Source organism: Pseudogracilibacillus sp. SE30717A (genome assembly GCF_037071985.1).
Lineage (GTDB): Bacteria > Bacillota > Bacilli > Bacillales > Amphibacillaceae > Pseudogracilibacillus.
Genome location: NZ_JAXHDF010000006.1, coordinates 39,733 through 52,544 on the forward strand (window position 1 = coordinate 39,733; position 12,812 = coordinate 52,544).

A 12,812-nucleotide genomic window follows, 5' to 3' on the forward strand; every position below is an offset into this window, starting at 1 on the left:
GTCACCATTAATTACTAGATTTTGAGCCAAGATCATCATTTTTTTTATTAATTTTGTAATCACTTTTACAATTACTTTTTTATTCTACCTGAATATTCCTATACAAGCTCAATATATAGCTGCAATATTCTTATTATTCTGTTGTTTTTCCATCTTTTAATAAATTGATAAAGTTCTGGGCAGCTTTAGATAAGCTATGATTTTTTCGCCATATTAATCCGACTGGGGCAGAAAACTTAGTATTGGAAATTTTACGAGCATGTATAGGATATTCTTTATGTTGTTTAAGTACTGTTTCTGGAACAATGGATGTGCTAAAATTTCTCGAAACCAAATCCAATAGGAGTGTAGTATCGGAACATTCACCAATGATGTAGGGATTTAATTTAAAGCGGGAAAAAGCTTCCAAAATTAAATAATGCACACCTAATCCTTCTGTACTTGGTAAAAGGAGTGGGCAGTTTTGAATTTCATCAAGAGAAACATTATGGTTGATTGATTTCTGGTTTTTGGAAGTAATGAAATAAAAAGGTTCAGTATAGAGATGAAGAACTGAAAAGTCATCCAACTCAAGTGGTAATCGTATAAAGGCCAATTCTATAGCCCTATCTCTTACAAGTTGACAGAGAAGAGAGGATTCATTTTGCTGAATTTTATAAGTTACTTTTGGATATTGTTTCTGAAATTGTAGGAGAGTTTCAGATAAGTTTGCTAATGAGAAGGTGTTAACACCTAGCATCAATGTTCCCCTGATTCCAGCCCCTACTTCTTTTACTTCCACCTTGGTTTCCTCCATTAACTGAGTCATTTGCAGGGCATATTTGTATAACGTCTTTCCTGCCTCGGTTACTTCAAAGTATTTCCCACCTCTTTCCACTAGTTTGGAGCCGAGTTCTTTTTCCATTGCTTTCAGCTGTTGACTTAATGGTGGTTGAGACATGTGAAGGCGTCTAGCGGCAGCGGAAATTTTTCTTTCCTCAACAATTGCTATAAAGTATCGTAGTTGTCTTATGTCCATTTTAAAAAACTCCTTTTATTATATGTAAAACCTTAGTAAAATTAACTTTTTTAATATTTTTCATATACATATCTTCATGGTAGCATATTTATAAAGGAGGGAAAAGAAACTATGAAGGTGTGGCAAATGTTTTTAATTCTGCTATTCATTTTTTTGCTTACCGCATGTCAATCAACTTCTGAATCCCCGGAAAGCTTGTCAAAAGAACCACAATTGATAGATGAGGAGAGAGACACGATGAATCAACAACTTATTGACTCTGCAGAATGTGGGGACACTGAAAAAGTTCTGTATTTCCTTAAAGAGGGAGCAGATATAAATGCAACGGATGAACACGGGATGACAGCTGTAATGGCGGCAACCTATAATCATAAGACAGACACTGTGGAAACACTTATCCAACAAGGTGCAGACATAGATATTCAGGATAATAATCAGGATAATGTGCTTTTGTATGCTGGTGCAGCAGGATTTCTTGATATTGTTAAACTTGCAGTTGAAGCAGGAGCTGATACAACGTTAACAAACCGGTATGGTGGAATAGCAATTATTCCTGCTTCAGAAAGAGGACATGTTGACGTAGTAAAAGAACTTTTAGTACATTCCGATACAGATGTTAACCACATTAATAATTTACACTGGACTGCATTATTGGAAGCAATCATTCTGGGTGATGGCGGTAAGGATCATCAAAAAATTGTACAATTGTTAGTTGATCATGGGGCTGATGTTAATATTAGTGATAGAGAAGGAGTTTCTCCTATACAGCATGCCCAAAATTATGGATATAAAGAAATAGAAGCAATATTAAAAGAGGCAGGAGCATAGGTGTTGTCTAACAAAATGACTTTTTTAAAGACTTTATATTAATCATGAAATAGAGGTGAAATTTAATGGATTTTGTGAAACATACCATCGAATTGGCACATAAAAATGTAGAAGTAGGAGGTCGTCCCTTTGCTACCGTGATTGTACAGAATGGAGAAATTGTAGCCGAAAGCCCAAATTTGGTAGCACAAACACACGATCCAACAGCTCACGCTGAAGTGCTTGCCATCAGAGAAGCATGTAAAAAACTGCAAACGGAACATTTAACAGACTGCGAAATTTATATTCTGGCAAGTCCGTGTCCAATGTGTTTGGGATCCCTTTATTATTGCAGCCCCAAAAAAGTTATTTATATTACCACACGTGAAGATTATGCACCATATTATCAAGATGATCGTAAATATTTTGAACTGGAAACATTCTATGAGGAATACAATAAACCAATTGAAGATCGCCGATTGCCTATGGTTCAACAACCGAATGAAGAGGCTATTAAGGTATACCAACGTTAGAATGAATTAAACTCCAAATGATTAACATAATCATACGTTGAAAAATAATACTTTAGGAGGCAATCGACATGGCAGGTAAAACTTATTGGTTAACTAATGTTAGATTAGAAACAGGTTACCAATACGAAAAAGGTTTAGTAACAGGAACAGACACAGAACAATTTCATGTGCGGATTGAAAATGGAACAATAAAGGAAATTGTCTCCGTAGATAAGCCGTTAATAACGGATTTACCTATAAAGGATGCGAACAATTTTTTAATGCTCCCATCTTTTAGGGATATGCATATTCACCTTGATAAAACATATTATAGTGGTCCTTGGAAAGCGCCCACGATTCCATCAAAAGGTATTATCACACGATTGGAAGAAGAGGAGGAATTACTCCCACGCCAACTGCCTGTTGCAGCAGAAAGAGCGAAAAATTTACTGGACTTATTGTTACGTGCGGGCTCAACGCACATTCGTACACATTGTAATGTTGATCCTATAATCGGATTAAACAATCTTGAAGCAACTTTACAAGCGATGGAAGCATATAAAGGAAAAGCTTCTGTTGAAGTTGTCGCTTTTCCGCAGCATGGAATATTACGAAGTCAGTCTGTTTCACTTGTTAGGGAGGCACTACAAAACGGTGCATCCTTAGTAGGAGGTGTTGATCCGGCTTCCCTTGACGGAAATATTGAAAAATCATTACAAACGGTGATGGAATTAGCCGTAGAAGCTAATGCAAATATTGATCTCCATATACATGATCCTGGGCATCTTGGTATTTTCACTTTTAAGCGATTAGCAGCTTTGACTGAGGAAGCAGGGTGGCAAGGAAAAGTAACCATCAGCCATGCATTAGCGCTTGCAGACATCTCATTTGAAGAAGTGACTGAGGTTGCCGAGATACTTGCTCATCAAGGTATTTCCATTACCTCATCGGTTCCCATAGGAAAAACAATTCCGATTCCTCTATTACAGAAAAAAGGAGTAAACGTTTCTCTGGGTGATGATAGTATTACGGATCATTGGTCTCCATTTGGAAAGGGAGATAGTTTGGAGAAAGCAGGTATGCTAGCGGAAAGGTTTAGTTTAAGTGATGAACGTTCTTTAGGGCAAACCTTAGGATATATTACAGGAGGCATCACTCCTTTAAATACAGAGGGTGAACAAATTTGGCCGAAGGTTGGAGATCATGCAGATTTTGTTTTTGTAGACACGAGCTGTTCAGCAGAAGCGGTTGCAAGGAGAGCAAGTAGAATAGCTGTTTTCTATAAAGGGAATTTAGTCGTTGGTGCATTGTAAAATTTATATTAGAAAGGGTCGATCATATGAGTTCTGGCTATTGGCTAACGAATGTAACTTTGGAAACTGGCTATCAAATGGAAAATGATGCGATAACGGGTACAAAAACTAAACAAAATCATCTGTTCATTCAAGATGGAAAAATCGAGAAAATTTTACCCGCTCTAGAATCTATTAAAGACAATTTACCACAAAAAGATGCAAAGGGATTGTTGGCTCTTCCATCCTTTGTCGAAAAACATTGTCATTTAGATAAAACATTACTTGGTGACCGATGGCGTTCAGTAACATCTGTAAATAGTATTTTTAAACGTCTTGAAATCGAGAAAAAAGTTCTTCCTAACTTGGAAACAACTACACAGGAGCGAGCGGAAAAGCTACTTAATAATTATTTGACAACTGGTGTGACACATGTACGAACGCATGTAGACATTTATCCAGAAGTCGGATTGAAGAATTTGGTCGAAGTTAAAAAAGCACTGCAAACATTTGATGGGAAATTATCTCATGAAATTGTTGCATTTCCTCAACACGGTTTATTACGCTCGAATGCAAAACATTTAGTCAGAGAGGCTCTTCGTCAAGGGGTGAATTATGTAGGTGGTGTTGATCCAGCTACTGTAGATGGTGACATTGAAACTTCCTTACATCAGATGGTGGAACTCGCTGTTGAAGGAAATGCAGGAATCGACTTGCATTTACACGATGCCGATTATCTTGGTGTATATACAATGAAAAAATTAGCACAATTAACGAAAGAAGCAGGTCTTCAAGACAAGGTCGCGATTAGTCATGCATTTGGTCTAGGGGATATCCCTTTATCTCAAGTCGAAGAAATTGCGGAAACACTTGCTGACGCAGGAATCACCATTATTACTAGTGTGCCGATTAATCGAAAGTTCCCACCTATAGGATTATTGCGCGAAAAAGGTGTAGCGACTGCCATTGGGTGCGACAATATTTTTGATGTATGGTCTCCCTTTGGAAACGGAGATATTTTAGAACGGGCCGGTCGTTTGGCAGAAGTTTCGGGATGGGTAGATGAAAGATCATTATCTCAAACACTTTCCTTTATTACTGATGATAAGGCACCGCTTGATCCACATGGGAAACAAGTTTGGCCACGAGTCGGTGACGACGCAAGTATCGTTTTCGTTGAAGCCTCCTGCTCGGCAGAAGCCGTTGCTAGAAGAGCAAAAAGGGTTACGACCATATACAAAGGAGAAGTTGTTTCAGGTTCGCTTGGTTTACATGAAAAATAACAAAAAATCGTCTTAGGAGTTAAGAGTACCTTCGTGTTTAAAATGATTAACTCCAACCTTCCTTTACTAAAAAATAAGTTTGTCAAACAAGGTGGACTTGCACACCTTGTTTGACAAACATAAAGGATATGTTTCCTAGGTGATTATGATGTAGTTGAATACAGAGTTTCCTTGGTCTGACATCAAGAGCCACTTATTTAATTGCCACCAGGTAAAATCTATTCGACTAGATATCGTATCCTTGTCTAAGTGTTTTATAGGTTTTCCCCTTTTAACATTAGTGAGCAACTTGTCCACCATCTACTGCATATACATAACCATTACAGAAGCTTGCTGCATCAGATGAAAGGAATACTACCATTTCAGCGATTTCTTCTGGTTGAGCAGCACGTTGCAATGGAACGTTAGAAATAACTTCTGCCCATTTTTTTGGGTCATTTTTCCACATTTGAGTCATTGGGGTTTCAGTTAAACCGGGTGCAACTGCGTTTACACGAATACCATCTTGAGCGTAATCAAATGCAGCAGCTTTTGTTAAACCAATAACAGCATGCTTTGCAGCAACGTATGGTGCCATATTAGGATCAGCGATTAAACCAGCAACTGAAGCAGTGTTTACGATTGTTCCACCACCATTAACAACCATATGCTCAAGTTCTTGTTTTACAGCAAGGAATACCCCTTTTACGTCAACCGACATTACTTTATCAAATACATCTTCTTCGATATCTGCGAATTTTGCTGGTTTATTTAAAATTCCTGCATTATTGAATGCATGATGTAATCCGCCAAATTGTTTTACTGTTTGTTCAACAAGTGATTTTACTTCTTTTGAGTTTGACACATCTGTATTAAAGAATGCGGCTTCCCCGCCTTCTTTTTGAATAAGTTCAACAGTTTCATTTGCGCGATCATCAACGTCACCAATAGCTATTTTAGCACCACGCCGAGCAAAAGTAAGTGCTGATGCACGGCCAATACCAGTTGCAGCTCCAGTGATTAGGACAACACGGCCTTCAAAATCTTTTCTATTCATATATATTTCCTCCATTTTTCTTTTGAACGTTATCTGTGTTTAGAATAACCGTTTTGACTATTTTTATAATTATTCTGTTCAAAACAGCTGATATACTTTTCGTTTATCTGATTAATGTATTTTATCCTTTTATATGTATCAATCTCAGGCCTGCACAAAGTTGAAAATATGAATCTACATAAAATAATTACTGAAACTTACAACATTGTGATATTCTTAATTATGCAACGAAGTAGATTGTTTCGATTTGACCATATATGCTAGTAGAATCACCGTATTCATATTTAGATTTAATCTAATAAAAATTAAGGAGTATTTTAAATGATGAAGAAAGTAGTTTCAGCCATGGAAGTCGCTAAATTGGCAGATGTATCACAATCAACGGTATCAAGAGTTTTTACACCGGGAGCAAGTGTTTCAGAAAAAACACGAAAAAAAGTGCTGGAAGCTGCTGAGAGGCTAAACTATTACCCTAATGCTTTAGCTAGAGGGCTAATTACTAAAAAAACAAATATCGTGGGCTTAGCCATGAAAGATATTCAAAATCCTTTCTATCATGAAGTGTTAGGCTTATTTACAAAAAAGCTAAGAGAGAAGGGCTATTTTGTATTATTTGTCTATACGGAGAATGAGGAGATTCAGCAAGAAGAAATCAACCATTTTCTGGAATATAATGTGGAGGCAATTATTGTGACGGATGCTCTGTTGTCTTCAAAGTTGGTTGAACAGCTAAGGAAAAACGATATCCCAGTCATTTTATTTAACCGATATGAAAAGAGCTTGCAATGCAATTCAGTTAGCTCTGACAATGTTTATGCAGCAAGGAAGATTGCAGATTATGTATATCAAACAGGATATAAGGACATTGTTTTTATTACTGGAAAAACAAACACATCTACAAGTAGGGATAGGCAAAAAGGGTTCACGGAATTTTTAAAGGGTAAAGGAATACATGTCAACATATTGGAAGGGAATTATACGTACGAAAAATCTTTCTGTTTGACTAAACAAATGTTAGAAGATGGCTATAAACCGGAAGTGATTTTTGGTGCGAATGATATAACTGCTTTGGGAGCAATGGACGCACTTAAAGAAAAAAATATACGTATTCCCGAAGAGACGGCCGTAATTGGTTTTGACGATATTAGAATGTCATCATGGCCAAATTATGCTTTATCGACGTGGGTACAGCCAGTTGAAGAAATGGTTGATGAAGTCATCAATATCTTAATTTCAAGTGACAAAAGGGATAAACAGAAAGCAATTAAACTAAAAGGACAATTTATTCATCGAAAAACGACGATCTTGCAAAAAGGTTGACAACTGAAAGCGATTAATTTAGTGTTTTAGTTATAAAAAAATAATTTTGCATACGCATGCAATTTTTTTAATTCACTTTGCATACGTATGCAAAAAAGAGGAGAGAGATCAGAATGGCGATATATTTAAAGAAAGGCAAAATAGCGGAAGAAATTCAAAAGGATGATGAGAAAGTTTCTCAAATTGTGAGTTCTACCATCAAGAAGATTGAAGAGGAAGGGGATAAAGCAATAAGGGAACTATCAGTTAAATTTGATAATTGGAGCCCTGAAAGCTTTCGATTGAGTGATGAACAGATCAAACAAATCGTTGATTCCATACCTCAACAAACGATTGAAGATATTGAGTTTGCTCAAACTAATATAAAGAAGTTTGCGGAAGAGCAAAGAAAATCAATGCAGGATGTCGAAGTGGAGATCATGCCAAATGTAATTCTTGGTCACAAAAATATACCAGTGAATAGTGTCGGCTGCTACATTCCAGGTGGACGCTACCCAATGGTTGCTTCCGCTCATATGAGCGTGCTGACTGCAAAAGTGGCCGGAGTTAAAAGAGTTATTGCCTGTACCCCTCCTATTAATGGAGAAATCCCTGCAGCAACTGTCTATGCAATGCATAAAGCGGGGGCAGATGAAATTTACATTCTTGGTGGCATTCAGGCAATGGCTGGGATGGCAATTGGAACTGAAACCATTGAATCTGTCGACATGATTGTTGGACCTGGGAATGCATTTGTTGCGGAAGCCAAACGACAACTCTTCGGTCGTGTTGGGATTGATTTGCTTGCAGGACCTACAGAAACATTAGTCGTTGCTGATGAGACCAGTGATCCTGAATTTATCGCAACGGATCTTCTCGGACAAGGTGAGCATGGCCCAACTTCACCGGGAGCATTGATTACAACATCGAAAGAAATTGCTGAGCAGACAGTTGAAGAAATCGAAAGACAGCTGAAAACATTGCCTACAGCCGATGTAGCCAGAGTATCATGGGAAGATTATGGACAGATTATCCTTGTTGAAGATGAAGAAGAAGCTTTAAAAGAAGCAGATAGATTAGCATTTGAGCATGTGGAAATCTTAACAAAAAATCCTGACTTCTTCTTGGAAAATATGACAAATTATGGATGCTTATTCCTAGGTCCTGAAACAAACGTAGCTTATGGAGATAAGGTCATTGGAACAAACCATACTCTACCGACAAAGGGAGCAGCTAGATATACTGGAGGACTGTGGGTTGGAAAATTCCTTAAAACAGTCACATATCAAAAAATTACGAGTAAAGAGCAAAGTGCTTATATTGGAGAATATGCAGCAAGACTATGCCAACTAGAAAATTTTGCTGGACATGCAGAACAGGCATTGCTACGCGTCCGGAAATACGGAAAAGGTGAATAATCTTAGTTAATAAAAAGGGAGGTGCCTTTTATGATAGGTATGGTTGGTTTAATTGGCGGTTTGATTTTATTAACCGTTCTAGTAATGCGGGGGATGAATCTTCTTATTGTAGCTCCCCTTTCAGCATTATTTGTAGCGCTTTTAAACGGGGTTCCTCTTTTTTCACAGTTTGCAACTGAAGGACAGACGGATTTTATAACCGGATATATGGATGGGTTCGCAGGATTTATAACATCATGGTATTTGATGTTTCTAGCAGGAGCTATTTTTGGTAAGGTAATGGAAGACAGTGGAGCGGCTGATAGTGTTTCTCACTGGATAGTAGAAAAGATTGGTATGAAACATGCTGTACTTGCCATTATCCTTGCCTGTGCCGTGTTGACTTATGGTGGAGTCAGTTTGTTTGTAGTGGCATTTGCAGTCTACCCAATGGCAGTTAGCTTATTTAAAGAGGCCAACTTGCCAAGAAGGTTCATTCCGGCGGCCATGGCTTTTGGTTCAACTACGTTTACAATGACATCTGCTGGTTCGCCTGAAATTCAAAACTGGATTCCTATCCCTTACTTGGGGACAACACCGTATGCTGGATGGGAAGTAAGTTTAATTACAGCAGTATTTATGCTTGTGTTCGGTTATTGGTGGCTGATGAAAATGATTAAAAAAGCCGTGAATAAAGGGGAACACTTTGTTGCGAGAGATACAGATGCTAAAGAAATCAGAAAGGATCTGCCCCATCCACTCTTAAGTTTAATTCCTTTGTTATTCGTTTTGGCAGTCGCATTCATTTTTCATGATAAATTAGCTCAGTCGGCATTGATCCTAGCATTGCTTAGCGGTATTCTCTCAACGTGGATAATAAATAGAAAATACTTCAAAAACTTTATGGCTGCGGTTGGTGAAGGTACAACAGGAGCTCTGATCGCGATTGGAAATACGGCTGCAGTTGTTGGATTTGGAGGAGTTGCAAAAATAACGCCTGCTTTTGAAACAGCTGTTGACTTCATGACAAGCATTCCAGGTGATCCATTAATTGGAGGAGCATTGGCTGTCATGGTAATTGCCGGATTGACCGGATCGTCATCAGGTGGTCAATCAATTGCTTTGCCAATTTTAGGACCTTTTTATTTGGATATGGGGGTCAACGCCGAAGCTCTGCACAGAACGGTTTCCTTGTCTTCGGGAACATTAGATTCTCTTCCACATGGAGGATATGCCGTTACAACGATAAGGGCCATATCAGGGGAATCGCATAAAGATGCATATCCTGCATTTGGAGCTATGACAGTGGTTGTCCCTATTGTTACGGTAATTCTTGCAGTTATTTTATTCTCACTTGGGGTAGGTATTTAAAAGTAAATGAATATGGTAACAAAAGTTGAATGAAATTTTTAGTTATAAATGGATAAAGTGTAGTATTTCTTAGACTTATAATCGAGCCGGATTAAGTCTTTATTGCTGACGGTTATCTATAAAGTTTCCAACCATCCAATTGATGGTTGGAAAACTTTTTTAATTAAATTTGGCGAGTTATGTCATTTACTTTCTCAATGAAAATCTATATAATAAGATTTTTTTAATGTCTATTACTTTAGTTTTTCATTTAAAACATTCTCTTCTAATACAGTAAATTTATCACCATACACTTTGGTAATATGTTTTTCTCCCCATTCACATAAAGAGTTTAAAATATCTTGTAAACTCCAACCATATTCACTGAGTTCATATTCCACTTTTGGAGGAATTTGATTATGAACAATCCGATTAATGACTTCATCTGATTCTAACTCACGTAATTGTTGGGTTAACATTTTTTGTGTAATGTTTGGCATCAGACGTTTTAATTCATTTGTACGTTTTTTACCATGGGTCAGATGGCAAAGGATAACGCATTTCCATTTTCCTCCTATTACTTCCAATGTTGCTTCAACTGAAATATTGTACTTCTTTTTATGCATGTTATTCCTCCTAATCTATAGGAACTAAAAAGTGCCTATATACCTTTTTGGTATCTATAGCACTTAAAAGTGCGTACTTTTCTTTATGGTATATATACCTCATAATAGCATTAGTCAGTTGATTTTCAACCTTGGAGCAAGAAGTAAAAAGTGTAGCGAAGTGATTAATTGGGTAGATTATTAAAATAAATGTACAGAATATCCATGCTATCAAATATATTTGCATTCAATACATTTCACCTTTGATCTAGAATCAGTGAACTTGCTAAAAGGGAGTGATGGATACTACATAGTCAGTAGTACGAAAGAACTAAATTTCAACTTATAATAATCGGGAGGTTTATTTATGATATCGAAAAACTTACAAGATAAAACAACTTTGCATAATGGTGTTAAAATGCCTTGGTTTGGTCTCGGAGTGTTTAAAGTAGAAGAGGGTCCTGAGTTGGTGAATGCTGTAAAAACAGCCATTAAACACGGTTATCGCAGTATTGATACAGCAGCTGTTTACGGAAATGAAGAGGGAGTCGGACAAGGTATTCGTGAAGGGATTAAAGAAGCCGGCATTTCTAGAGAAGATTTATTTGTAACATCGAAAGTTTGGAATGATGATTTAGGGTATGAATCGGCAATTGCTGCTTATGAAACAAGCTTAACGAAACTTGGCTTAGAATATTTAGATTTATACTTGATTCATTGGCCGGTTGAAGGAAAATATAAGGATGCTTGGAAAGCATTAGAAACTCTTTATAAAAAAGATCGAGTAAAAGCAATTGGTGTAAGTAATTTTCAAATACATCATTTGGAAGAATTAATGAAAGAAGCAGAAATAAAACCGATGGTGAATCAAGTGGAATACCATCCACGTTTAACTCAAAAAGAGCTTAAGTCATTTTGTCAGGAGCAAGGAATTCAGATAGAAGCTTGGTCTCCATTAATGCAAGGCCAACTATTGGATGATCCGAATCTTTTGGAAATTGCTAATAAATATAACAAGTCGATTGCACAAGTTATTTTGCGTTGGGACTTACAAAGTGGCGTAGTAACTATCCCAAAATCTACAAAAGAACATCGAATTGTTGAAAATGCAACCGTATTTGATTTTGAGCTAACGTCAGAAGATATGAAACGAATTGATGACTTAAATCAGAATTATCGAGTAGGTCCAGATCCAGACAATTTTGATTTTTAATTAATGCAAAAAAGTAAAGTCGCATTTTACTTCTATATCTTTTTGAAAAAGCGAATGCTCCTCTTATTTTAAGTTTAAAGTAAGAGGAGTAATCCATACTATTAACGATATAGGCTAATAGTCTAAAACACGAACCCGGGAGGGACATATATGAATCTGAACTTATATGGAAAAACGGCATTGGTTACTGGTTCTACATCAGGAATTGGAAAGGCAATCGCCATGTCATTAGTAGCAGAAGGTGCCACTGTACTTATTAATGGACGTCGTGAAGAAAAAATTAATCAAACGATAAAAGAAATTCAAGCAAAGTATCCTGGTGCCATCCTTCAGTCAGTAGTAGCTGATTTAGGAACAGAAGAAGGATGCCAGATGGTTATTGAGAAGTACTCAGAAGTAGATATTCTTATTAACAATCTAGGAATTTTTGAACCTGTTGAATATTTTGATATTTCTGATGAAGACTGGTTTAAGTTGTTTGAGACCAACATTATGAGTGGTGTTCGGCTTACTCGCCAGTATCTAAAACAAATGATTCAGAAAAAAGAAGGTAGGGTCATTTTTATCGCTAGTGAGGCAGCGATTATGCCCTCTCAAGAAATGGCTCATTATAGTGCAACCAAAACGATGCAGCTCTCGCTTTCCCGTAGTTTAGCCGAGCTGACTAAAGGAACAAATGTGACGGTCAATACGGTTATGCCTGGTTCCACTTTAACAGAAGGAGTGGAAACGATGTTAAATAGCCTTTATCCTAATGAAAATTTGACAATGGAAGAAGCTGAGAAGCGATTTATTAAAGAGAATCGTCCAACCTCTATTATTCAAAGGCTTATTCGACCAGAAGAAATTGCTCATCTAGTCACCTTCTTAAGTAGTCCTCTTTCCTCAGCCATTAATGGTGCCGCCTTACGGATTGATGGGGGATTGGTTCGTAGTGTGTTTTAATAAACATAAGCAACGGTCCTGCATCTGAAAAGGTTATAATTCAGTAATAACCATC

Annotated in this window: 12 protein-coding genes; 9 read left to right on the plus strand and 3 right to left on the minus strand. The window is 37.2% G+C overall.

From position 1 onward, the window contains the following. Positions 1-133: 133 nt before the first annotated feature. The gene (locus SPD48_RS10780; RefSeq protein WP_336258118.1) at positions 134-1,018 is read right to left on the minus strand and encodes a LysR family transcriptional regulator; all 885 of its coding nucleotides are present in this window, start codon (positions 1,016-1,018) and stop codon (positions 134-136) included. 237 nt (positions 1,019-1,255) lie between these two features. Here SPD48_RS10780 and SPD48_RS10785 point away from each other — a divergent pair, with 237 nt between their 5' ends. From SPD48_RS10785 to SPD48_RS10800, 4 genes are all read left to right on the plus strand, one after another. Next, positions 1,256-1,846 carry an ankyrin repeat domain-containing protein gene (locus SPD48_RS10785; RefSeq protein ID WP_336258365.1) on the plus strand — a complete coding sequence of 197 codons (591 nt, stop codon included), beginning with the start codon at positions 1,256-1,258 and terminating at the stop codon, positions 1,844-1,846. 65 nt (positions 1,847-1,911) lie between these two features. Next, positions 1,912-2,358 (plus strand): nucleoside deaminase, encoded by a 447-nt coding sequence (locus SPD48_RS10790; protein WP_336258119.1) that lies wholly within the window; start codon positions 1,912-1,914, stop codon positions 2,356-2,358. Between the two features lie 68 nt (positions 2,359-2,426). After that, positions 2,427-3,650 (plus strand): amidohydrolase family protein, encoded by a 1,224-nt coding sequence (locus SPD48_RS10795; protein ID WP_336258120.1) that lies wholly within the window; start codon positions 2,427-2,429, stop codon positions 3,648-3,650. A 26-nt stretch (positions 3,651-3,676) separates the two neighbouring features. Continuing rightward, positions 3,677-4,912, plus strand: a complete 1,236-nt coding sequence (locus SPD48_RS10800) for an amidohydrolase (RefSeq protein WP_336258121.1) — start codon at positions 3,677-3,679, stop codon at positions 4,910-4,912. 277 nt (positions 4,913-5,189) lie between these two features. Here the strand turns inward: SPD48_RS10800 and SPD48_RS10805 are convergent, their stop codons facing one another. After that, positions 5,190-5,948: an SDR family NAD(P)-dependent oxidoreductase gene (locus SPD48_RS10805; protein ID WP_336258122.1), complete on the minus strand. Its 759-nt coding sequence runs from the start codon at positions 5,946-5,948 to the stop codon at positions 5,190-5,192. A 321-nt stretch (positions 5,949-6,269) separates the two neighbouring features. On the opposite strand from SPD48_RS10805, the gene SPD48_RS10810 reads away from it, so the two are divergent. The 3 genes from SPD48_RS10810 to SPD48_RS10820 all read left to right on the plus strand — a co-directional run bounded on the left by SPD48_RS10810 (position 6,270) and on the right by SPD48_RS10820 (position 10,015). Beyond that, a complete protein-coding gene (locus SPD48_RS10810; protein WP_336258123.1) occupies positions 6,270-7,268 on the plus strand; it encodes a LacI family DNA-binding transcriptional regulator in 999 nt (332 codons plus the stop codon). 113 nt (positions 7,269-7,381) lie between these two features. Further along, complete coding sequence (gene hisD / locus SPD48_RS10815) at positions 7,382-8,665, plus strand: histidinol dehydrogenase (RefSeq protein WP_336258124.1); 1,284 nt, start codon at positions 7,382-7,384, stop codon at positions 8,663-8,665. A gap of 30 nt (positions 8,666-8,695) precedes the next feature. Continuing rightward, positions 8,696-10,015 (plus strand): GntP family permease, encoded by a 1,320-nt coding sequence (locus tag SPD48_RS10820; protein WP_336258125.1) that lies wholly within the window; start codon positions 8,696-8,698, stop codon positions 10,013-10,015. Positions 10,016-10,248: 233 nt separating this feature from the next. On the opposite strand, the gene SPD48_RS10825 is transcribed toward SPD48_RS10820, so the two are convergent. Then, a complete protein-coding gene (locus SPD48_RS10825; RefSeq protein WP_336258126.1) occupies positions 10,249-10,620 on the minus strand; it encodes a winged helix-turn-helix transcriptional regulator in 372 nt (123 codons plus the stop codon). A gap of 346 nt (positions 10,621-10,966) precedes the next feature. On the opposite strand from SPD48_RS10825, the gene SPD48_RS10830 reads away from it, so the two are divergent. Both SPD48_RS10830 and SPD48_RS10835 read left to right on the plus strand, forming a co-directional pair. After that, on the plus strand, positions 10,967-11,812 hold the full coding sequence (locus SPD48_RS10830) for an aldo/keto reductase (protein ID WP_442962143.1): 846 nt from the start codon (positions 10,967-10,969) through the stop codon (positions 11,810-11,812). 150 nt (positions 11,813-11,962) lie between these two features. Further along, positions 11,963-12,757: an SDR family NAD(P)-dependent oxidoreductase gene (locus SPD48_RS10835; protein WP_336258127.1), complete on the plus strand. Its 795-nt coding sequence runs from the start codon at positions 11,963-11,965 to the stop codon at positions 12,755-12,757. Positions 12,758-12,812: the final 55 nt, after the last annotated feature.